This window comes from Streptomyces sp. NPDC029216 (genome assembly GCF_040648015.1).
GTDB lineage: Bacteria > Actinomycetota > Actinomycetes > Streptomycetales > Streptomycetaceae > Streptomyces.
The window spans coordinates 1-21,195 of record NZ_JBEZWL010000099.1 but is presented as its reverse complement, the minus strand read 5'-3'; the positions used below and the strand labels follow the sequence as shown (position 1 = coordinate 21,195).

Below are 21,195 nucleotides of genomic sequence, written 5' to 3'. Positions count from 1 at the left end.
ACCGGCTCCGGGCGGTCGGCCAGCCGACCGCCCGGGTCCTGGGACGAAAAAGGGTCCGAATACCCGTCTTCCAGGACATAGAGCCCTGGAAAAGTCGGCCCGGACATGCCGAACGCCCGGCGCGCGGGGGTGCGCGCCGGGCGTCGATGCCACGGGCCGTGCCGGTGTTACGCGGGAATTCAGCTGAGCTTCAGCTTCTGGCCCGGGAAGATCAGGTCGGCGTCCTGGACGGTGTCCTTGTTCAGCTCGAACAGCTTCTCCCAGCCGCCCTTGACGCCGTTGGCCTCGGCGATGGTGCCGAGGGTGTCGCCCTCCTTGACCGTGTACGAGCCGTTGCCGGTCGCCGGGGTACCGGTCTTCGGCGCGGACGGCTTCGACGGGGCGGGCTTGGACGGGGTCCAGTTGCCCGAGCCGGAGCCGGTGCTCTTGGTCTCGGTGTCGGCCTTCGGGGTGGAGGGCTTCGCCGGGGCGGGCTTGGCCGGGGCCGGCTTGGTCTCCGGCTTCGGCTTGGCCGGGGTGGAGGTCGAGCCGCCGCCGTTGTAGGCGGAGTTGGACAGGCCGACGCCGCAGGACGGCCAGGCGCCCTTGCCCTGGCCCTTGAGGACCTTCTCGGCGATGGCTATCTGCTGGGACTTGCTGGCCTGGTTGGCCTGCGAGGCGTACGCCTTGCCGCCGTACGCGGCCCACGTGGAGGCGGAGAACTGGAGGCCGCCGTAGTAACCGTTGCCGGTGTTGATGGACCAGTTGCCACCGGACTCGCACGCGGCGACCTTGTCCCACTCGGACACGGTGGCGGCGCTGGCGGAGCCGGCGGCCATCAGCGGGGCGGCGACCGCGACACCGGCGACACCGGCGAGCGTGACGATGCGGACGGCCTTGGAGCCGCGGCGGTGCTTGCCCTTGCCGGAAAGCAGCATGGAGATTCTCCTCACCGACGCCTTCGAGGTGAGCTGTCGGGTTCGGGCGGATGAGTTGCCCGGCCGCGCTGTTGCGCGTCTTCACCCCTAGCCGGTACGTGGGCCGTCTCTCAACGGCCTTTCCCGGCGCCTACCTTGGTTCCCCCGCTCCTGCCAACGGCGCTTGCGCGACGACTGTTCCCCCCGGCCGCCGGCAGGATTCGGCGATGCGGTCGAAGGAGCCCGCGGTGACGGGCGACTCAGAAGGTAGACAGGTCCCTCCCCGATGTTCAACGTGTGATTTTGGGGAGAAACCGGCCTACTTGCGTTCCTCAAGAGCACGTTTGCGCAGGTCGGAGCGGGGTTTGCGGAAGTTCCGGAACGAGACACGCCAGTTGTCCGGAAGAGATGCATGTCTCACTTGCCGATAACGGACATTCAGCCTCTAATAGGGCGCCCGAACTACCCCTATTTCTTGGTTAGATCCAGGTTCTGGCCGGGCTTGATGAGGTCCGCGTTCGTACCGATGACCTGCTCGTTGGCCTTGTAGAGGGCGTCCCAGCCGCCCTTGACCCCGTTGGCGTCCGCGATGGCGGACAGGCTGTCGCCCGCCTTCACCGTGTAGGTGGGCTTCACGGCGGCGGCTGACGCCGCGCCAGGGGTTGTCTGCGCCTCCGCGGCCGCGGGGCCGCGGTGCTTCCCGTTGCCCTCGGTCGCGCCCGTGGCGGGAGTGGGCGAAGTGGAGGGCGTGGCACCGGGGGTGGCGGGGGCCGTCGGGTCGGCGGGGGCGGTCGGGGTGCCCGGTGCCACCGGGTTGGCCGGGTTGGCCGGGTTGGCCTGGTTGTTGGAGTTGCCCTGGTTGCCCTGACCGTTCTGGTTGCCCTGGTTGCCCTGGTTGCCCGGGTTCGACGGGGTGGTGGGCGGGACGGTGGGGCCGGTGGTCGGCGTGGGCGGCACGCTGTAGTCCGGGTCCGGCATGACGGGCAGTCCGCTGGAGGGCCCCAGCGGGAAGTTCGGCAGTCCGTTCGCGGCGCCCGGCGCCGGGGTCGGGGCCCCGAAGTCCGTGGAGGCCGGGCCGGAGCCCTGGACGGGCACGAAGTCGTCGGGCCGGGTCTGGACGGGGGCCGCGTCCCGCGGCTTGGCGTCGCCGGCGTCCACGTCGGCCTTCGGCCCCTGCTTGGACAGCCCGGCGGAGGCCGAGCACAGCGGCCACGCCTCGGGGCCCTGCGACGCCAGCACCCGCTCGGCGACCGCGATCTGCTGGGAGCGGCTCGCGAGGTCGGGGCGCTCGGCGTACTCCAGTCCGCCCGCGCTCTTCCACTGCTCCAGGGTGAACTGGAGTCCGCCGTAGGCTCCGCTGCCGAAGTTGGCACTCCACGTGCCGCCGCTCTCGCAGTCGGCGACCTTGTCCCACGTCGCGGTGTCGGCCGCGCTCGCGCTGGTGGCGGCGAGTAGCGGCAGGGCCAGCGCTGAGCCGGTGACTCCGGCGGTGACGACGATGGCGGGGACCTGACGGGGGCGTCTGTGGCGGCCGTTCCCGGGAAGCATGAGGCTGCACCTTTCGCATAACGGCGGGGTAACGGCAGAACCTAGCCGCCTTCGAACGGATGTCACAAGTTCGGCCGAGTACTGAATTCCGGTCAGTTCCGCGGCCCCGCCGGGCTTCGCCCGCGCCTCAGTCGTTCGGGACTGTGAAGCGGACGGGGAGGGTGCGCAGGCCCCGCATGATGAGTCCGCCGCGCCAGCGCAGGTCCGTTGGGGGAACGGCAAGTTCCAGATCCGGCAGACGCTTCAGCAAAGTCGCGAGCGCCGTCTGGCCCTCCAGCCGGGCGAGCGGGGCGCCGAGGCAGTAGTGGATCCCGTGGCCGTATCCGAGGTGCTGATTGTCACTCCGGGAGAGGTCGAGGGTGTCCGGGTCGGCGAAGCGCGCGGGGTCGCGGTCGGCCGCCGCGAGGACCACGAGCACGGGGTCGCCGACGGCGATGTCCTGCCCGCCCAGGGTCAGCGGCCGGGTGGCGAACCGCCAGGTGGCCAGCTCCACCGGACCGTCGTAGCGCAGCAGCTCCTCGATCCCGGTCTCCAGCAGTGCGCTCTCGCCCGCCGCGAGGGAGGCCTGGAGGCGGGCGCGCTGGCCGGGGTTCATGAAGAGGGAGTGGACGCCGTTGCCGATGAGGTTGACGGTGGTCTCGAATCCGGCGAACAGGAGGATGAAGGCCATGGCGGTCGCCTCGGCCTCCGTCAGGTGGTCTCCGTGGTCGCTCGCCCGGATCAGGTCGGAGATGAGGTCATTGCCCAGATCGTCCCGCTTGCGGTGGATCAGTTCCCCGAGATAGGTGCGCATCCGCTTCACCGAGCGGGCGACCCCGCCGCGCGGACCGCCGCCGTGGCGGATCATCATCCCGGCCCAGTCGCGGAAGTCGTCCTGGTCCTCGCGCGGTACGCCGAGCATCTCGCAAATGGCGTAGATGGGGAGCGGGAACGCGAACTCGTGGATGAGGTCCGCCTCCCCCTTGCCCGCGGCCCCGGCCTTTTCGACGATCTTGTCGATGAGGTGGTCGGTCAGTTCCTGCACGCGCGGGGTGAACTCGGCGACGCGGCGCGGGGTGAAGGCCTTCGACACCAGCCGGCGCAGCCGGGTGTGGTCCGGCGGGTCGATGTTGAGCAGGTGGGTCATCAGCTCCGCCTTGCGCTCCCCGGGGATCCCGGTCTTGCCCTTGGCGTGCGCCGGCTCGGCGTGGTGCGCCGGGTTCTTGCTCAGCCGCTGGTCGGCGAGGGCCTGACGGGCGTCGGCGTACCGGGTGACCAGCCAGGCCTCCACCCCGCTGGGGAGCGTGGCGCGGTGCACCGGGGAGTGCTCGCGCAGCCAGGCGTAGGCGGAGTAGGGGTCGGTGGCGAACTCCCAGTCGAAGAGGGTCGGCGCCGGGGGGACGGAGGGGGCGGGCGGGGTGTCCGGGGTCTGCTCGTGCACCCGTCGACGGTATCCCGGCTCGCTACCGGCCATCCGCTATGGGTGGTTCGTCGCGGCTGTCCGTAGATCGCCCTTCACTTGACGGCGTCTTGTCGGACATTCCTACTTTCGGTTCTGTGGATGTGAGGATCTTGAAAAGCAGCTTCGCGGTGGTGGAGAGACGGGCCGAGCACGCGGTCAAGTTCTTCTACTCCCACCTCTTCTGGCACAACCCCGGCATCCGCCGGCTGTTCCCGGACTCCTCCCGGGACATGGAGCGCCAGCGCGACCGGCTCTTCGCCGCGCTCACCCACGTCGTCTCCCGCCTGGAGGACGAGACCCTCCTCCCCTATCTCCGCGACCTCGGCCGCGACCACCGCAAGTTCCTCGTCGGCCCCGAGCACTACGCGGCCGTCGGCACCAGCCTGCTCGCCGCCCTCGCCGCCACCTCCGGCGCCGCCTGGACCCCCGAGGTCGAGAAGGCCTGGAGCGAGGCCTACCAGGTGATGGCCGACGCCATGGTGGCCGGCGCCGCCGCGAGCGAGGACCCGCCCTGGTGGGACGCCGAGCTCGTCCGCCACCTCCAGTACGGGCAGGACATCGGCGTGCTGACGCTGGCCCCGCGTTCCCCGCTCCCGTACCGGCCCGGCCAGTACGTCAGCGTGAGCAGCGAGCGGGTGCCGACCACCTGGCGCACCTACTCCCTCGGCAACGCCCCCCGCCCCGACCACACCGTCGACCTGCACGTCAGCCGGATCGAGGGCGGCCGGCTCAGCACCGCCCTGGTCCGCGAGATCCAGCTCGGCGAACCGCTGCGGCTCAGCGCCCCCGGCGGACGGCTGACCCTGCGCCGCGCCGACCGGCCCGTCACCTTCATCGCCGCCGGCACCGGCTGGGCGCCCGTGCGGGCCATGCTGGAGGAACTCGCGGACCACCCTCCCGATCAGGACGTACGGCTCTTCCTGGCCGCCCGGGACGCCGCGCACCTCTACGACCGGCCGTGGATCGACGCGTACGCCGCCGCCTTCCGCTGGCTCGGCGTCACCTACATCACCCCCGCCCCCGGGCAGCACCGCGACCAGGCCACCGCCCGGCTGGCGACCGCCCTCGGCAACCGGGCGCTCTGGCCCGAGCAGGACGTCTACCTGAGCGGGCCGCCCGTGTTCATGGAGGAGACCGCCCTCCTCCTGGAGGAGCTCGGGGCCCGCCCCGACCGGCTCTTCCACGACACGGTCCCCGTCCCCCTGCACGGCACCGCCCGCGACGGCCGCCCGCTGGGCTTCGGCGAGTGGTTCCTGCACCGCCCCGCCCCGCACTGGCACAACCCCTCGGACCGGGCCCCGCGCGAGTAGAAGGGGACTACTCCTGGCCGCCGACGCCCTCCGCGGCCCGGATCGCGTCCCGGTAGACGCGGGCCGCCGCGCGCAGCGCCGTCTCGGGGTCCGTCCCCTCCGCCTCGGCGCGCGCCGCCAGCTCCAGCAGCTCGTACCCGATGCCCTCGCCCCGGGGCAGCTCCACGGGGACCCCACCCGCGCGGACCCGGCCGGCCAGCTTCGCCGCGAGCGCGAGCCCGGGCTGGGCCAGCGGGATCCCGTCGGTGACGGAATCCCGCTGCTTCTCGACCGCCTTGGTGGCCTGCCAGTGGGCGCTGACGTCCTCCGGGGACTCGGCCGTCGCGTCCCCGAAGACATGGGGGTGGCGGCGGATCAGCTTGTCGACGAGGTCGCCCGCGACGTCGTCGATGGAGAACGCCTCCGTGTCCTCGCCGTCCTCGGCGTCCTCCTCCGTGCCGCCCTCCTCCGCGATCCGCGCGTGGAAGACCACCTGGAGCAGGACGTCGCCGAGCTCCTCGCGCAGCGCCTCCCGGTCGCCGTCCTCGATCGCCTCGACCAGCTCGTACGCCTCCTCGATGGCGTACTTCACCAGCCCCTCGTGGGTCTGCCGGGAGGTCCACGGGCAGTCGCGGCGGACCCGGTCCATCACCTGCACCAGGTCGAGCAGCCGCGCCCCCGGCAGGTCGTACGAGCCGGGCAGCAGCTCCAGGTCCGGCATGGACACCCGGCCCGAGCCGGCCAGCCGGGCCAGGCCGTCGGTGAGCCGCCGGTCGCCCTCGCCGGCCGGGATCACCACGATGGTGCGGCCCCCGGCGCAGGCATCGACGAGAGCGTGTGCGTCGGGGGCCTCGTGCGCCACGTCCACCCCGGCTTCGCGCAGGTACGGAAGCTGCGGGTGGCCCGGGTCCGCGCACAGCACCCGGTCCGCGGCGTGCAGGGCCTGCCAGGCCGGCCAGGACAGCAGACCGGGGGCGACCCGGTGGCTGGCGGTCAGCAGGACGATCCGCCCGGCGTCCTCGGCGGAGGCGTCGGCGGCTTCGGGGGCGGGTTCGGCGGTGTGGTCGGTCACCCTCCGAACCTACCTCCGCCCGCCCGCGTCAGGCCCCGGCGGGGGCCGCCTGCTCGGGCATCGTCTTCCGGGTGATCCACGGGGTCTGCTGGTCGCCGAGCAGGATCTGCTTCTCGTCCCAGCGGCCGTAGCGCGGGTTGACCTCGATGTGCAGGGCCCGCGCGGCCTCCCCGAGCTTCACCAGGGCCTTGTCCTGGCTGCCGTAGTGCGCGAAGAGCTTGTCGCGCAGCAGCTTGAAGCGGGTGTCGGCGTCGATCTGGTCCGGGGCCAGCTGCGCCTGCTCCAGCGCCGCCGCGGCGAGCGCCTTCTCGCCGCCGACCTGCTGGAGCTGCGCCTTGCGGACGTCCTCGATCTCCTTGGTGCTCACGCTCAGCCCGGCGTCGTCCGCCGCCCGCTCCAGGACAGCGGTCTGGATCATCTTGTTGAGCTTGAGCCGCTCCAGGCCGGCGGTGGCCCCGATCAGCCGCGCCCCCTGCTCGGACCGGTTCTGCGCACTGCGCACGTCGTTGACCTGCGCCTGGAGGGCGGACGTGGTGATGCGCTCGCCGCCGACGACGGCCGCGGTACCGGGACGGGTCCCGCCCGAGCAGGCGGCCAGCAGAGGGGCCGCCGCGAGCAGGGCGACGGAGACGGAGAGCGCTGTGCGACGGTGCAAAGGAGCCTCCAGGGCCGGGAGATTGTGCGTCGGTGCACAAGGCCGTGCGGTGATCGATGGTATGCAGTCAGAGTGGCCCGAGCCACCGGTTCGACCAACGATTCCGGGGGTGTTGGGGTGCGAGTTCACCCCCCGGCTACCGCGGAGTTGTGCGTTCCTGCGATGGTCGTGCTCACCATGTCGACATCGCAGCTCGCCCCGCACCACGCTCCGCAGCGTCCCGTTCCCGTTTCCGTACGACGTTCCGGGCGGTGGCCCGGGGTGTTCGGTTCGGTGTTCGGCGCCCTGGTCACGGCCCTGGCCGTGTGTTCCGGGGACGCCGTCGCGCGGGTCTTCCCGTACGGGTCACGCCACCGCAGCGTCAACGACCTCGGCAACCAGTTCGTGCCCTTCCACGCACACCTGTGGGACCTGCTGCACGGGCGGGCGCGGGGCGGGCTGCTGTTCAACTGGCAGTCCGGGTACGGCACCGGCTTCCTGCCCGACCTCGGCACGTACCTGACGAGCCCCTTCGCCCTGCTGGTGGGGCTCTTCCCGCGCCACGACATCGACCTCGCCGTGTACGTGGTCACCGTGCTCAAGATGACCGCCGCGGCCGCCGCGATGGCCTGGCTGCTGCGCACCCAGCGGCCCGGGCCGTGGTGGGCGGCGGGGCTGCTGGGGGCCTCGTACGCGCTGTGCGGCTGGTCGGTGATCGAGGCCTCGTACAACCCGATGTGGCTGGACGGGCTGATCGCCTTCCCGATGCTGTGCCTGACCGGCGAGTGGGCGCTGCGCGGGCGGCGGCCGCTGCTGGGGGTGCTGGTGGTGGCCGTCTGGTGGACGGCGAACTTCTACACCGCCTACATGGCCACGCTGGGCGCCGCGCTGGTGCTGGTGGTGCGGGTGGTGCTGACCCGGGAGGGGGCGCGCGAGCGGGCCCGGGTGGTCGGGCGGGCGGCGGTGACGACCGTGCTGGGGATGGCCCTGACGGCGCCGCTGCTGGTGCCGCTGTTCCTGAGTTCGAAGCAGGCCTACCCGGGGTGGTTCAAGGAGTTCTCCCCGGTGCCCTGGTCGGACCTGTTCGCGCGGCTGCTGCCGGCCACGTACTCCTTCGGCTCCCCCGCCGTGTTCGTCGGTACCGGGACCCTGCTGCTGGTGACGGCGCTGCCCTTCCACCGGGCGCTGCCGTTGCGCACCCGGCTGTGGTGGGCGGGGCTGGTGGCGGCGGTGCTGCTGTCGCTGCAGTGGGCGCCGACGCACCTGGCCTGGCACGTCTTCGCGACCCCGAACGGCAGCCCCTACCGGCAGACCTTCGTGCTGGCCGGGATCGTCGTCATCGCCGCCTGGACCGGGCTGGCGGCCGGACTGCCGGGCGTACGGGCACTGGCGGGCGGGGCCGGCGTCCTCGCGGCGGCCGCCGCCTGGGCGGCGGGCAGCACGCTGGCCACGGGCTGGGGGTACGCCCTGTTCTGCGGCGGGCTGGCGCTGACGGCGGGGGCCTGGTGGGCGCTGCGCCACCCGCGGCTGCTGCTGCCGGCGTCCGCCGCGCTGGCGGCGGCGCTGGTGGCGCAGGCCGCCGCGACCACGGCGTACGGGCACCAGGGCAAGCTGGCCGGGCTGGACGACTACGCCTCCTGGGGCCGGTCCCACACCTCGCGCGAGAGGGCACTGCAGCGGGCCGACGGCTGGCCGGAATACCGCACCGACGCGGGCCGGCCCGCGCTGTCGGGCAACGACCCGCTGCTGCTGGGCGGCGAGGGCGGCTCGTACTACAGCAGCCACACCCCGGACGTGTTCAGCCGCACGATGACGGCGCTGGGCGCGGGCTCGACCTCGCGCGGGCGCAGCGTGCAGAGCCTCGACAACCCGGTGACGGACGCCGTGTTCTCGGTCGGGGCGCGGCTGAAGGCGGACGGGAAGGTCGTCCGCGCGGAGGCCCTGCCGCTGGTCACCGTCCGCCCCGCCGGCCCCGCGCCCGAGTACGGCGGGTCCCCGTTCGCCAACCAGGAGCTGCTGCTGGGCGCGAAGGTGTACGAGGAGCCGGTCGCGCCCGGGGTCTGCCGGGCGGGAACCGACACCTTCCTGTGGGCCCCCGAGTACAACGCGACGGCCCGCCTCGCGGACGGCCGACCCTCCCGGCTGAACGGCAACCAGCCGAAGAACCGGGCGGCGCTCCAGCCGCTGGGGCGCTCGCGCGGGGCCTCCTCGGCACTCGTCTTCGAGCCCGGCCCGGAGCCCGCCCGGTGGACGCTGTCCTGCCTGGACCGCTCCCGGCTCACGGCGGCGGTGACGGCCCTGCGCGCCTCGGCCGCCACGTCGGTCCGGGTCACCGACTCGGGGCTGACCGCGACGCTGCCGCCCGGCAGCACCGGCACGGCGGTCGTCGCGGTCCCGGCGATCGCCGGCTGGAGCTGCGAGGGCGGGCCGGTGCGGTCGCGGCTGGGGCTGCTGGCCGTGCCCCTGGACGGGCACACCACCACCCTGCGCTGCGAGTTCACCCCGCCGGGGCTGCTCCCGGGCCTGGGGCTGGCGGGGGTGTCGGCGCTGACGGTGGTCGCGCTGGCGGTGCTCAGGCGCCGCCCGGAGTACCTGGCGGGCCTGCGGCGCCGGGGCCGGACCGCCTGACGGCGCCCGGGCGTGCGCGGGCACGCCCGACGGAGGCCGGCCCCGGGCGGCGGGTGGCGGGTGGCGGCCGGGCCTCGGCTGCGCCGGCCGGGGCCGGGTGGTGTCAGTGGACCTGGCCCAGCCACTGGAGGGTCCGGCGGACCTCCACCGGGAGGGGGTGTGCCGGGCCGTGCACCCGGTCCGCGTCGTAGAGGAGGCGGACCAGGGTGTCGTGGGCCGCGGCGCGGTCGCCGAGGGAGAGCAGCAGGTGCGCTATCCGGCGGCGGACCTCCAGCGGCAGGCCCGGGTCCGGGTTGGCGTAGTGGTTCTCGAACAGCGGGAGCAGGGACCGGTATTCGGCCAGGGCCGCCCCGGCCTCGCCGAGCTGCTCCAGGCACTGGGCGGCGTCGTAGCGGAAGCGCAGCGCCTGCGGGTCCCCGGCCGGGAACTCGTCGGCGAGGCGGCGCAGTTCGGGCAGGGCGCGGCGGTACTGGCCGTCGTCCATCAGGGTGGCGGCGTACTGCTTGCGCAGGCTGCGCACCACCGGCGAGCGCTCCCCGTGCTCGGCCGCGGCCGCCGGGAGGATGCCGCCGAGGATGTCCACGGCCTGGGTGAGCCGCCCCTGGTCCAGCAGCTTGCGGGCCTCGTCCACCGCGCCCGGGATGTCGGGCCGGGGCGGGGCGGGCGCCACGGCCGGCATCGGCGGGACGGCCGCGGCCGGCCGGTCGGGCCAGGGGGCCTGGGGGCGCAGGAACGGCCGGGTCGGGTCGAGCGGGCCGGCCAGGGGGCGGCTGCCGGGGGCCGGGAGCAGCGGCGCGAGGGCCTCGTAGACCTCCTGCGCGCTGCCCGGCCGGTCCTGCGGGTCCTTGGCGAGGAGGCGCATCAGCACCGCCTCCAGTTCCTGCGGGATCTCCGGGCGCAGGGCGCGTACGGGGGCCGGGGGCTCGTAGAGGTGCCGGTGCAGGACGCCGAGGGCGGTGGATCCGGCGAAGGGGACGTTGCCGCTGAGGAGTTCGTACAGGAGCACACCGAGGGCGTACAGGTCGGTGTACGGGCCCACGGCGCCGCCCATGGCCTGCTCGGGTGCCATGTAGGCGGGGCTGCCGATCGGGGAGCCGGTGCTGGTGAGGCGGGTGGTGTCGGTGTCCATCACGGAGGCGACGCCGAGGTCCAGGACGAGGACGGTGCCGTCCGGTCGGATCATCACGTTGCGGGGCTTGAGGTCCCGGTGGACGATCGGCACCGCGTGCACGGCGGACAGGACGGAGCACAGCTGTGCCACCACCGCGACGGCCCACGGCCAGGGGTAGGGGTCGTGCTCGGCGAGGTGGTCGGCGAGGTCGGAGCCCTCGACGTAGCCCATGACGAGGTACAGCTCGTCGCCGTCGCTGCCCGCGTCGTGGACCGTGACCAGGCCGGGGTGGTCGACCTGGGCGGTGACGCGGCATTCGCGCACGAAGCGGCGGCGCAGCTCCTCGGCGACGGTGCCGGGGCCGGCCACCTTGTCGGGGCGCAGCAGTTTGACGGCGACGCGGCGGTCCAGGCGCCGGTCGTAGGCCGTCCACACCTGGCCCATGCCGCCCTGGCCGAGGATGGTGGCGAGCTGGTAGCGCTCGCCGATGAGCCGTTCGCTCCGGGTCACTGCTGCGGGTCCTGGATCGCCGTGCTGTTCGGGTCCTGGTAGGGGCCGCCGGGCTGCGGGGGCCGGGGCGGTGTCTGCGGGGTCTGCTTGCGCAGGAGTTCGCTGAGCTCGTCGAGTTCGGCGCGGACCTGCCCGATGCGCGGGGGCTGGACGGGGGCCGGGGCCTGCTGGGGCGGGACGGGGGTCTGGGCGGGCGGGTAGCCGTAGGAGGGGCGGGTCTGCTGCATCGGCTGGGGCTGCTGGTGCAGGGGCGGCTGGGCGTACGGGGACTGCTGCGCCGGGTACCAGGGCGCGGGCCCGCCCGCCGGGGCCAGGGCGGCCCTCGCCTCGTGGTGCTTGATGTCGGCGACGATGTAGTACACGCAGACGGCGAAGCCGGTGAAGATCGAGCCGCCGGCGCCGAGGTTGCCCTGCCAGCCGTTGGTATCGGCCGTCGGGTCGATCTCGATGAAGGTGATCCAGACGACCGAGAGCACCCCGCCGAGGACCAGCAGCACCCAGTCCCGCGTCTTGCGCGTGAGCAGCGCGATCCGCAGCAGCGATCCCCAGGCGAAGAATCCGCAGGTCAGGACGGGCAGCGCCGTGAACAGCACGCGCAGCGTCATCGCCGCCCCGGTCAAGGGGCGGTGGCCGTGGGGGCCTTGCTGCGGCGGGATGCCGGGGCCGTGCATCGCTGCTCCTGACGGGCCGTGCGGAAAGGGTGACGGCTGGAAGCGTATACAGCGTTTCCAGCCGTCCGTGAGGGTATGCGCGCAACCGTTGCAGGGTCGCAGCACGGCCGGGCGGGCGGGCGGCTGCGGGAGGGCGGGCCGGGGTCAGCCGGGGGTGACGCTGCCGTCGGACAGTCCGTCGTAGAGGCCCTGTACGAGCTGCTCCCCCAGGCGTCCCGCCAGCCTCAGCGCGTCCTCGAACTCGGCGAGCTCGCGGAACCGGGTCCCGTAGCGCCGCTGCTGTGCCAGCGGCAGCCGGGGCAGGCGCAGTTTGCGCACGTCGAGGCGGGTGGCGGTGGAGGCGTGGCTGCTGGCGCGGCGGGTGTTGGCGGTGCCGCGCAGGAATCCGGCCAGGAACCAGGGGTCGAGGGCGGCCGGGTCGGGGCGCAGCAGCTGGAGGTTGCGGCCGAGGAGGGCGCCGGCGCCGCTGGCGGGGTCCTCGGTGACGACGCGGGCGGCGGAGAGGGCGCCGACGACGGGGACGACCACGTCGCCGGGTTCGGCGACGAGCGGTTCGCCCGCGCCTTCGGGGCCGGGGGCGCCCGCGGGGGCCGGGGTGCCGGAGGGGCCGGTTCCGGCGTAGACGTCGTACTCGGTGAGGACGGGCAGCTCGGCGTTGCCGGCGCCGGAGCCGGCGCGCAGCAGCAGGGCTCCGGCGCGGGCGAGTTCGCCGATGGTGGTCTGCGGCAGCGGGGCGGTGGCCGGGGCGGACGGGGTGGCGGGGGGCGGGGTGAGGCGGGCCGCGCGGGTCAGGGTGGTGTCGAGCCGGGTGCGGACGGCGGCGAGTTCGGCGAGGCCGCCGCCGGCGGCGGGCGGGGGGAGGTGGCGGGCGGGGGTGAGGTCGACGTCGTCGTCGAGGAGTTCGACGACGGGGACGACGCGGCTGACGCCGGGGACCTCGGGGGTGGCGCCGGTGCGGTCGTACGCGGTCCAGGTGCCGAGGACGGCCTCGTGGACGCCGGCCCAGGGGGCGCGGGCCTGTGCGGGGCCGTCGGGGTCGAGGCCGGCGGTGTCGACGAGGAGCAGGCCGGCCGGGGCGGGGGCGCCCGGGGCGGGGCGGCGCAGGACCCACAGCTGGAGGGGAATGCCGTACGGGGGCGCGGCGCCGGCGGGGAGGGAGACGACGGCGCGCAGGGCGCCCCGGCGCAGCAGGTCGGCGCGGATGCGGCGGCCGGAGCGGCGGGACGCGGCGGCGGGGGGCATGAGCAGGACGGCGGTGCCGCCCTCGCGCAGGCGGGCCAGGGCGTGCTGGACCCAGGCGAGTTCGGATTCGGTGCGGGCGGGGAAGCCGTACTCCCAGCGGGGGTCGTAGGCGAGTTCGTCGTGGCCCCAGTTGCGTTCGTTGAACGGGGGGTGGCACAGGACGGCGTCGACGGCGCAGCCGGCGAGGGCGTCGGCGCGCAGGCTGTCGGCGGCGGCCGCGCGGATGGGGGCGGGGCCGTGCAGGGCCAGGCGCAGGGCGGCGAGCGCGGCCAGTTCGGGGGAGGAGTCCTGGGCGTAGAGGGCGGTGGCGCCGGGGAGGGCGCGCAGCAGGCCGCCGGTGCCGCAGGCGGGGTCGAGGACGCTGCGGGCCGCGGGGCCGGCGAGGGCGGCCATCAGTGCGGCGACGCCGTCGGGGGTGAGGGTGTACTGGCGCGGGTTGGCTTCGAGGTGGCGGCCGAGGAGGAATTCGAAGGCCTGGCGGGCGCCGAGTCCGGCGGCGAGTTCGGCGGTGGCCCGCAGCAGGGCGACGGGGGCGCCCGGGCCGGCCGCGGCGGCCACGGGGTGTGCCGCGCCCAGCCGGGCGGTGAGGGCTTCGTCGCGTACGGCGGGCAGCAGGGCGGCCATCCGCTCGTCGGAGCCGGCGGCCAGGTCGAGCCAGCGCGCGGGCAGGTCGCGTACGACGAGCAGCGCGGCGCCGGCTTCGACGAGCGCGGCGACGGCCCCGCCGGGGTGGGAGGTGATCTGCTGCCAGACGCGTTCGCGCAGCGGGACCTCGGCGAGCTTGCCCTGGGCCCGCAGCCAGGTCTCCACCTCGGCGAGGGCGAAGGAGGGGCTGGTCTCGGTGCCGCCGACCGGTTTGGGGAAGTCGGGGTGGCGGCGGCGCCAGTTGCTCACGGCGGCGCGGCCGACCCCGGCCAGGCGGGCGATTTCGGCGGCGGTGACCTCGGCGGTGTTCTCCTCCAGCATGCCGGGAGCATACCCGTACACACTCCAACCCCCTCTTCACAACGTGAACCTGACGCTCCGTAAAAATTGTGTTGACTCGGTTCACAGGCTCTGTTCTGATGATCCCGTCAACAGCGGCCCGCGCCGCACAGCGCACCACCCGGCACACGCGACAGGAGCACACCCATGTCCCAGTCCCACGCCCCGCAGACGAGCTGGATCGCCCGCCACAAGGTGCTCACGGGCAGCGGCGCCCTCCTGGCGCTCGTCGCACTCACGGCGTGCACCGGCGGCGACGCGGACGGCGCGAAGCCGAAGGACCCCCAGAAGCCGGCGGCTTCCGGCCAGGCCTCCTCGTCCTCCTCGTCCTCCTCGTCTTCCTCCTCGGAGGGGAAAAAGGCGGTGGCGATCCGCGGCAACGGCACCTTCCAGGTGGGCTCGGACGTCAAGCCCGGCACCTACCGCACCACCGGCAACAAGACCGGCTGCTACTGGGAGCGGGCCAAGGACGCCTCGGGCGACACGGACTCGATCGTCGCCAACGACAACGTGGAGGGCACGAGCTACGTGACCGTCACGGCCTCCGACAAGCTCTTCAAGTCCACCGGCTGCAAGGACTGGGAGGCGGTCGACCCGAAGGCCGCGGGCGGCTCCCCGAAGGCCGAGATCCCGGGCAACGGCGGCATGTTCAAGGTGGGCACCGACATCGCCCCCGGCACGTACAAGTCCGCCGGCCCCGCCAAGGGCGACTTGGGCTGCTACTGGGAGCGCGCCAAGGACGCCGAGCACCAGGTCGAGTCGATCAACGCCAACGACAACCCGACGGGCCCGGCGGTCGTGACGGTCTCCGCCGAGGACGGCTACTTCAAGACCGTGGGCTGCGCCGACTGGAAGAAGTCCTGACCCCCGCCCCCGCCCGGGGCCTGTCAGAGCCGCCCCCTACCCTCGGAGGGAACCTGTCACGCTCGAAGTCACCACGGGGGCAACGGAAATGCGCAGCCGTACGAAATCCACGGCGGCGGCACTCGCCGCCACGGCCCTGCTCGGCGGCCTGACGGCCTGCGGGCCCTCGGGCGGCGCCCGCGCCGCCCAGTCCGCCTCCCCCGCCGCCTCCCCGGGAAGCTCCGCCCCGGCCTCCGCCTCCCCGGCGGCCCAGGGCGGCGGCAGGCTCGCCGACCGGTCCGGGCAGGAGGTCCTCACCGAAGCCTACGAGGCCACCCGCAAGGCCGAATCGGCACACGTGACGGCCACGGTCGAGCAGGAGGGCAAGCCGATGCGCATCGACCTCTCCCTCGACAAGAAGGGCAACTGCAACGGCGCCATCCGCATGGACGGCATGGGCAAGCTGGACGTCATCAAGTCCTCGGAGTTCGTCCACTTCCGGGGCGACGCCGCCTACTGGCGCGGCGCCGCGAAGATGAAGCACGCCCCGCAGAAGCAGACGGACCAGATGGTCGCCATGCTCGCCGACCGCTGGGTGCGCGTCCCCGCCTCCGACCCCCGCGCGGCCCCGATGACCGGCAGCTGCGACCTCACCAAGCTGACGGGCGACTTCGGCACGCCCAGCCCCCTCGCCCGCAAGGGCGACACCGCGACGGTCGCCGGCACCCCGGCCCTGGCGGTGACCTCCCCGTCCAAACGGGGCACCCAGACCGACTACGTGGCCACGCAGGGCAAGCCGTACATCCTGAAGTCCACGGTCAGCGGAGACACCACGGGCGAAGCCCTCTTCTCGGCCTTCGACGTCCCGGTGGACACGACCTCCCCCAAGGACCCCGACGTCCTCGACATATCGAAACTGGGCGGCCCGGCGGGCGAATCGATCTGACGGCACTTCCGCCGGAACGCAGCCGCCCGCGCAGGTGCGCGGGCGGCTCGGCCGGGGGCCGGGGGGTTACGAGCCGAGGATCGTCGTCAGGAATTCGCCCGTCCAGGCCAGGAGTTCGCGGCCGACCAGCGGCTTGCCGCCGACCCGGGCCGTCTTCGGGCGCGGGACCAGCACCTGGGAGGTGGCCGGCTTGAGGACCGTCCCCGGGTAGAGGCGCTTGAGGCGCAGCTCCTGCGACTCGCGCAGCTCCACCGGGCCGAAGCGGATGTTCGTGCCCTGCAGGGTGATGTCCCCGACCCCGCAGGCCCGGGCCAGCATCCGCAGCCCCGCCACCAGCAGCAGGTTCTCCACCGGCTCCGGCAGCTTGCCGTAGCGGTCGGTGAGTTCCTCCCGCACCGCCTTGATGTCGGCCTCCGAGGTCGCCGAGGCGATCGACCGGTAGGCCTGCAGGCGCAGCCGCTCGCCGGGCGCGTAGTCGTGCGGGACGTGCGCGTCGACCGGAAGTTCGATCTTCACCTCCAGCGGCGGCTCCTCCTCCACCCCGCCCTCGACGGCGGCCCGGTAGTCGGCCACCGCCTCGCCGACCATGCGGATGTACAGGTCGAAGCCGACGCCCGCGATGTGACCGGACTGCTCGCCGCCGAGCAGGTTGCCCGCGCCGCGGATCTCCAGGTCCTTCATCGCCACGTACATGCCGGCGCCCATCTCGGTGTGCTGGGCGATGGTGGCCAGCCGCTCGTGCGCGGTCTCCGTCAGCGGCTTCTCCGGCGGGTACAGGAAGTACGCGTACCCGCGCTCGCGGCCGCGCCCGACCCGGCCGCGCAGCTGGTGCAGCTGCGAGAGGCCGAAGTTGTCGCCGCGCTCCACGATCAGGGTGTTGGCGTTGGAGATGTCGATGCCGGACTCGACGATCGTCGTGGAGACCAGCACGTCGAACTTCTTCTCCCAGAAGTCCACCACGACCTGTTCCAGGGCCTGCTCGGACATCTGGCCGTGCGCCGTGGCGATCCGCGCCTCGGGCACGATCTCGCGCAGCTTCGCGGCCGCCCGGTCGATGGACTCGACCCGGTTGTGGATGTAGAAGCACTGGCCCTCGCGCAGCAGTTCGCGGCGGATGGCCGCGCCGATCTGCTTCTCCTCGTACGGGCCGACGAAGGTGAGCACGGGGTGCCGCTCCTCCGGCGGGGTGGTGATCGTCGACATCTCGCGGATGCCGGTCACCGCCATCTCCAGCGTGCGGGGGATGGGGGTCGCGGACATGGTGAGGACGTCCACGTTGGCCCGCAGCTTCTTCAGCTGCTCCTTGTGCTCGACGCCGAACCGCTGCTCCTCGTCGACGATGACCAGGCCCAGGTCCTTGAACTTCGTCTCCTGGGAGAAGAGGCGGTGGGTGCCGATGACCACGTCGACCGAGCCCTCCTTCAGCCCCTCCAGGGTGGCCTTGGACTCGGAGTCGGACTGGAAGCGCGACAGCGCCTTCACGTTGACCGGGAACTGGCTGTAGCGCTCGGAGAAGGTCCCGAAGTGCTGCTGCACCAGCAGCGTGGTCGGGACGAGGACGGCGACCTGCTTGCCGTCCTGGACCGCCTTGAAGGCCGCCCGGACCGCGATCTCGGTCTTGCCGTAGCCGACGTCGCCGCAGATCAGACGGTCCATGGGGACCGACTTCTCCATGTCCTCCTTGACCTCGGCGATGGTGGTGAGCTGGTCGGGGGTCTCCGCGTACGGGAAGGCGTCCTCCAGCTCGCGCTGCCAGGGGGTGTCCGGGCCGAAGGTGTGGCCGGGGGCCGCCATGCGCGCGCTGTACAGCTTGATCAGGTCGGCGGCGATCTCCTTGACGGCCTTCTTCGCCCGCGCCTTGGTCTTCGTCCAGTCGGCGCCGCCGAGCCGGTGCAGGGTCGGGGCCTCGCCGCCCACGTACTTGGTGACCTGCTCCAGCTGGTCGGTGGGGATGTACAGCCGGTCGCCGGGCTGGCCGCGCTTGGCGGGCGCGTACTCGACGAGGAGGTACTCGCGGGTGGCGCCCTGCACGGTGCGCTGCACCATCTCGATGTAGCGGCCCACGCCGTGCTGCTCGTGCACGATGTAGTCGCCGACCTCCAGGGTGAGGGGGTCGATGGACTTGCGGCGCCGGGTGGGCATCCGGCCGAGGTCCTTGGTGGCGGTGCGCTGGCCGGTCAGGTCGGTCTCGGTGAGGACGGCCAGCTTCAGCGCCGGGTCGACGAAGCCGGTGTCGAGCGAGCCGCAGGACACGTGCACGATCGAGGGCTCCAGCGCCCCCAGGTCCGCCTCCAGCCGGGCCGCGATGCCCTCGCCGCCGAGCACCTCGACGGTACGGGCGGCCGGGCCGTGGCCCTCGGTGAGGTAGACGGTGTGCCAGCCGTCGGCGATCCAGCCCTTGGTGTCGGCGAGCGCGCGGGCGGTGTCGCCCCGGTAGGCCTCGGGGGCGTGCATGCCGAGCTTGAGAACGTCTCCGCCGGCCAGGTCGGAGTCCTCGGCGGCGAACGGGGAGACCGACCACCACATCATGCCGAGCTCGCGGGCGTGGTCGCGGACGTCCGCGATACCGCGCAGGGAGGCCGCGCCGACGTCGATGGGGGCCTGGCCGCCGCCGGCGGTGGCCGCCCAGGAGGCCATCAGGAACTCCTGCGAGGTCGCCACCAGATCGGCGGCCCGGGTGCGCACCCGCTCGGGGTCGCAGACCACGGCCATCGCGCGCTCGGGCAGGACGTCGAGCAGCAGCTCCATGTCGTCGACGAGGACGGGGGCCAGGGACTCCATGCCCTCGACGGCGATCCCCTCGGCGATCTTGTTCAGCAGTTCGCCGAGCTCCGGGTGTTCCTCGGCCAGGGCGGCGGCGCGCTCGCGGACCTGGTCGGTGAGGAGCAGCTCGCGGCAGGGCGGGGCCCACAGGCCGTGCTCGGCGATCTCCAGGGAGCGCTGGTCGGCGACCTTGAAGTAGCGGATCTCCTCGACCTCGTCGCCCCAGAACTCCACGCGCAGCGGGTGCTCCTCGGTGGGCGGGAACACGTCGAGGATGCCGCCGCGCACGGCGAACTCCCCGCGCTTCTCGACGAGCTCGACGCGGGCGTACGCGGCGGCCGCCAGGGCCTCGGTGACCACGCCGAGGTCGGTGCTCTCGCCCTGGCGCAGGCTCACCGGCTCCAGGTCGCCGAGCCCCTTGACCTGCGGCTGGAGCACGGAGCGGATGGGGGCCACGACCACCGAGACGGGTCCGGCGGCCGGGTCGTCCTTGCTCGGGTGGGCGAGCCGGCGCAGTACGGCGATCCGGCGGCCGACGGTGTCGCTGCGCGGGCTGAGGCGCTCGTGCGGCAGGGTCTCCCAGGACGGGTAGTCCACGACCTCGTCGGGCGGCAGGAGCGAGCGCAGCGCGGCGGTGAGGTCCTCCGCCTCCCGCCCGGTGGCGGTCACCGCGAGGACGGTCCGCCCGGTGCGGCGGGCCAGCGCGGCGATCACGAAGGGCCGGGCGGCGGGCGGGCCGACGAGGTCCACGTGCATGCGGTTGCCGTCCCCGGCCGCGGTGACCGCCTCGGTCAGGGCGGGGTCCCGGGTGACGGCGTCGAGCAGTCCGTGCAGGCTCATGAAGGCGGCTTTCCATCCGGTGGAGGGGGCGGGCGGGGGCAACGCGAAGCACCCGACACGTGAACGGGCCGGGGGTTCCACCCTATGCCGCGGGTGTGTCACCCGCGCGCGGGATTCAGGTCGCGCACGGGTTTCGCGCCCCGCACGGGTGAGGGGCGGAAGGGACCCTTCCGCACCAGGATGACAATCTGTCCTGATGTCCATATCCGGAAGCCCGCCCGGCGGCGAGGAGCCCGAGGAGCCCGCACCCGCCACCGCCCCGGCCCCCGCCCCAGCCGTCGTGCAGGCCGTGGTGCAGGCGCGCATCGACCGGTGGGTCCGGGCCGGGCTGTGGGCCCGCCGCCGGGCGCCGTACGCGCTGAGCGCCGCGCTGTTCGCCGCGTACGCGGTGCTCTCCGTGTCCCGCCACCGCCGGATGGAGGAGGCCTCCTGGGACCTGGGCATCTTCGAGCAGGCCGTCCGGGCCTACGCCCACCTGCAGGCCCCCGTGGTGGACCTGAAGGGCCCGGGCTTCAACGTCCTCGGCGACCACTTCAGCCCGGCCATCGCCCTGATCGCCCCGCTCTACCGGCTCTTCCCGGGCCCCGTCACCCTCCTGCTGGTGCAGGCGGCCCTGTTCGCGCTGTCGGCCCTGCCCGTCACCCGCACCTGCGTCCGGATCCTCGGGCAGGCGCGGGGGCTCGCGCTCGGGGCGGCGTACGGGCTGTCCTGGGGGATCCAGCGGGCCATCGAGTTCGACTTCCACGAGATCTGCTTCGCGGTGCCGTTGCTGGCCTTCGCCCTGGAGGCGCTGCTGGCGCGCCGGTGGCGGGCCGCGCTGGCCTGGGGGCTGCCGCTGCTGCTGGTCAAGGAGGACCTCGGGCTCACCCTGGCGGCCCTGGCCCTGGTGACCGCCTGGCGGGCCCGGCGCTGCGACCGGCGGGCGGCACGGCTCGCCCTCGCCGTGGCCGTGGCCGGGGTGGCGGCCGCCGCACTGGTGTTCACGGTGGTGGTCCCCGCGTTCGCGCCCGACGGCTACGCCTACTGGGAGAAGGTCGGCGGGCCCGGCGGCCCGCTGCGCGGCCTCGGCACGAAACTCACCACCCTGGCCTGGGTGCTGCTGCCCACCACCGGGCTGCTGGCGCTGCGCTCCCCGCTGCTGTGGGTCGCCGCGCCGACCCTGGGCTGGCGGTTCGCGTCGGGGGACCCGCACTACTGGTCCACCGACTGGCACTACAGCGCCGTCCTGATGCCGGTCGCCGCGCTGGCCCTCGCCGACTCCCTCGACACCCTCCGGCACGGCCCCCGCCCGTGGCTGCGCGCGTACGCCCACCAGCTGCCCGGCGCCCTGCTCGCGGCCGGGCTCGCGCTGAGCGCGACCAGCCTGCCGCTGGCCCGGCTCGGGGAGCGGGCCACGTACGCGGTGCCCGCGCGGGTCACCGCGGTCGAACGGCTGCTGGCACGGATCCCGGACGGGGTGTCCGTGGAGTCCGACAACGTGGCGCTGACCCGGCTGACCTCGCGCTGCCGGGCCTTCTGGATCGGCGGTACGAAGGGGGTGCGCCCGGCGTACCTGGTGTTCGACAACGCCACCGGCTGGGCCGGGGACCCCCTCGCGTACGCGGAGCGGCTGCACCCGGGGTCGCGGTTCGCCCTGGTGGGCGAGGCGGACGGGGTGGTCCTGCTGGAGCGGCGGCTGTAGGGCGGCCGGGGCCCGTAACGCGACGCGCCGGCCCCGGGCCGCCCTCGCGGACGGCCCGGGGCCGGCGTGTTGGCCCCCCGCCCCCCCCCGGGTTGG

At 73.9% G+C, this 21,195-nt stretch carries 14 protein-coding genes and 1 riboswitch; of the genes, 5 read left to right on the top strand and 9 right to left on the bottom strand.

Annotated elements, in window-relative coordinates; genetic code table 11:
* Positions 1 to 179: 179 nt before the first annotated feature.
* The 3 genes from AB0F18_RS27965 to AB0F18_RS27955 all read right to left on the bottom strand — a co-directional run bounded on the left by AB0F18_RS27965 (position 180) and on the right by AB0F18_RS27955 (position 3,864).
* Positions 180 to 917, bottom strand: coding sequence for a transglycosylase family protein (locus AB0F18_RS27965; RefSeq protein ID WP_362065532.1), 738 nt, complete (start codon positions 915 to 917; stop codon positions 180 to 182).
* A 3-nt stretch (positions 918 to 920) separates the two neighbouring features.
* Positions 921 to 1,089: riboswitch (cyclic di-AMP (ydaO/yuaA leader) on the bottom strand.
* Between the two features lie 275 nt (positions 1,090 to 1,364).
* Complete coding sequence (locus AB0F18_RS27960) at positions 1,365 to 2,444, bottom strand: transglycosylase family protein (protein ID WP_362065529.1); 1,080 nt, start codon at positions 2,442 to 2,444, stop codon at positions 1,365 to 1,367.
* Positions 2,445 to 2,571: 127 nt separating this feature from the next.
* Complete coding sequence (locus AB0F18_RS27955) at positions 2,572 to 3,864, bottom strand: cytochrome P450 (RefSeq protein WP_362065526.1); 1,293 nt, start codon at positions 3,862 to 3,864, stop codon at positions 2,572 to 2,574.
* A gap of 122 nt (positions 3,865 to 3,986) precedes the next feature.
* Between AB0F18_RS27955 and AB0F18_RS27950 the strand changes: the two genes are divergently transcribed.
* Complete coding sequence (locus tag AB0F18_RS27950; RefSeq protein ID WP_362065523.1) at positions 3,987 to 5,195, top strand: globin domain-containing protein; 1,209 nt, start codon at positions 3,987 to 3,989, stop codon at positions 5,193 to 5,195.
* Positions 5,196 to 5,202: 7 nt separating this feature from the next.
* Here AB0F18_RS27950 and AB0F18_RS27945 read toward each other — a convergent pair whose 3' ends face one another.
* Both AB0F18_RS27945 and AB0F18_RS27940 read right to left on the bottom strand, forming a co-directional pair.
* Positions 5,203 to 6,246 (bottom strand): nucleoside triphosphate pyrophosphohydrolase, encoded by a 1,044-nt coding sequence (locus AB0F18_RS27945; protein ID WP_362065520.1) that lies wholly within the window; start codon positions 6,244 to 6,246, stop codon positions 5,203 to 5,205.
* Positions 6,247 to 6,274: 28 nt separating this feature from the next.
* A complete protein-coding gene (locus AB0F18_RS27940) occupies positions 6,275 to 6,901 on the bottom strand; it encodes a SurA N-terminal domain-containing protein (RefSeq protein ID WP_362065517.1) in 627 nt (208 codons plus the stop codon).
* A gap of 177 nt (positions 6,902 to 7,078) precedes the next feature.
* Between AB0F18_RS27940 and AB0F18_RS27935 the strand changes: the two genes are divergently transcribed.
* Positions 7,079 to 9,508: a YfhO family protein gene (locus AB0F18_RS27935; RefSeq protein WP_362065514.1), complete on the top strand. Its 2,430-nt coding sequence runs from the start codon at positions 7,079 to 7,081 to the stop codon at positions 9,506 to 9,508.
* A gap of 103 nt (positions 9,509 to 9,611) precedes the next feature.
* Here AB0F18_RS27935 and AB0F18_RS27930 read toward each other — a convergent pair whose 3' ends face one another.
* The 3 genes from AB0F18_RS27930 to AB0F18_RS27920 form a co-directional block, all read right to left on the bottom strand.
* A complete protein-coding gene (locus AB0F18_RS27930; RefSeq protein WP_362065511.1) occupies positions 9,612 to 11,129 on the bottom strand; it encodes a serine/threonine-protein kinase in 1,518 nt (505 codons plus the stop codon).
* Entirely contained in the window at positions 11,126 to 11,800 is a 675-nt protein-coding gene (locus AB0F18_RS27925) for a hypothetical protein (protein ID WP_362065508.1), read from the bottom strand. The genes AB0F18_RS27930 and AB0F18_RS27925 overlap by 4 nt, the downstream gene beginning before the upstream one ends.
* A 144-nt stretch (positions 11,801 to 11,944) precedes the next feature.
* The gene (locus AB0F18_RS27920) at positions 11,945 to 14,008 is read right to left on the bottom strand and encodes an N-6 DNA methylase (RefSeq protein ID WP_362065505.1); all 2,064 of its coding nucleotides are present in this window, start codon (positions 14,006 to 14,008) and stop codon (positions 11,945 to 11,947) included.
* A 165-nt stretch (positions 14,009 to 14,173) separates the two neighbouring features.
* Between AB0F18_RS27920 and AB0F18_RS27915 the strand changes: the two genes are divergently transcribed.
* Together AB0F18_RS27915 and AB0F18_RS27910 are read left to right on the top strand one after the other, a co-directional pair.
* Entirely contained in the window at positions 14,174 to 14,890 is a 717-nt protein-coding gene (locus AB0F18_RS27915; RefSeq protein WP_362065502.1) for a hypothetical protein, read from the top strand.
* An 88-nt stretch (positions 14,891 to 14,978) separates the two neighbouring features.
* Entirely contained in the window at positions 14,979 to 15,815 is an 837-nt protein-coding gene (locus AB0F18_RS27910) for a hypothetical protein (protein ID WP_362065499.1), read from the top strand.
* A 66-nt stretch (positions 15,816 to 15,881) separates the two neighbouring features.
* On the opposite strand, the gene mfd is transcribed toward AB0F18_RS27910, so the two are convergent.
* Positions 15,882 to 19,418, bottom strand: coding sequence for a transcription-repair coupling factor (gene mfd, locus AB0F18_RS27905; protein ID WP_362065496.1), 3,537 nt, complete (start codon positions 19,416 to 19,418; stop codon positions 15,882 to 15,884).
* A 196-nt stretch (positions 19,419 to 19,614) separates the two neighbouring features.
* Between mfd and AB0F18_RS27900 the strand changes: the two genes are divergently transcribed.
* Positions 19,615 to 21,099 (top strand): DUF2079 domain-containing protein, encoded by a 1,485-nt coding sequence (locus AB0F18_RS27900; protein ID WP_362065493.1) that lies wholly within the window; start codon positions 19,615 to 19,617, stop codon positions 21,097 to 21,099.
* Positions 21,100 to 21,195: the final 96 nt, after the last annotated feature.

Coding starts and splice junctions, on each gene's coding strand:
- AB0F18_RS27925 (WP_362065508.1), bottom strand. CDS start 11,800: ATGCACGGCCCCGGCATCCCGCCGCAGCAAGGCCCCCACGGCCACCGC.
- AB0F18_RS27900 (WP_362065493.1), top strand. CDS start 19,615: ATGTCCATATCCGGAAGCCCGCCCGGCGGCGAGGAGCCCGAGGAGCCC.
- mfd (WP_362065496.1), bottom strand. CDS start 19,418: ATGAGCCTGCACGGACTGCTCGACGCCGTCACCCGGGACCCCGCCCTG.
- AB0F18_RS27965 (WP_362065532.1), bottom strand. CDS start 917: ATGCTGCTTTCCGGCAAGGGCAAGCACCGCCGCGGCTCCAAGGCCGTC.
- AB0F18_RS27920 (WP_362065505.1), bottom strand. CDS start 14,008: ATGCTGGAGGAGAACACCGCCGAGGTCACCGCCGCCGAAATCGCCCGC.
- AB0F18_RS27915 (WP_362065502.1), top strand. CDS start 14,174: ATGTCCCAGTCCCACGCCCCGCAGACGAGCTGGATCGCCCGCCACAAG.
- AB0F18_RS27910 (WP_362065499.1), top strand. CDS start 14,979: ATGCGCAGCCGTACGAAATCCACGGCGGCGGCACTCGCCGCCACGGCC.
- AB0F18_RS27960 (WP_362065529.1), bottom strand. CDS start 2,444: ATGCTTCCCGGGAACGGCCGCCACAGACGCCCCCGTCAGGTCCCCGCC.
- AB0F18_RS27935 (WP_362065514.1), top strand. CDS start 7,079: ATGTCGACATCGCAGCTCGCCCCGCACCACGCTCCGCAGCGTCCCGTT.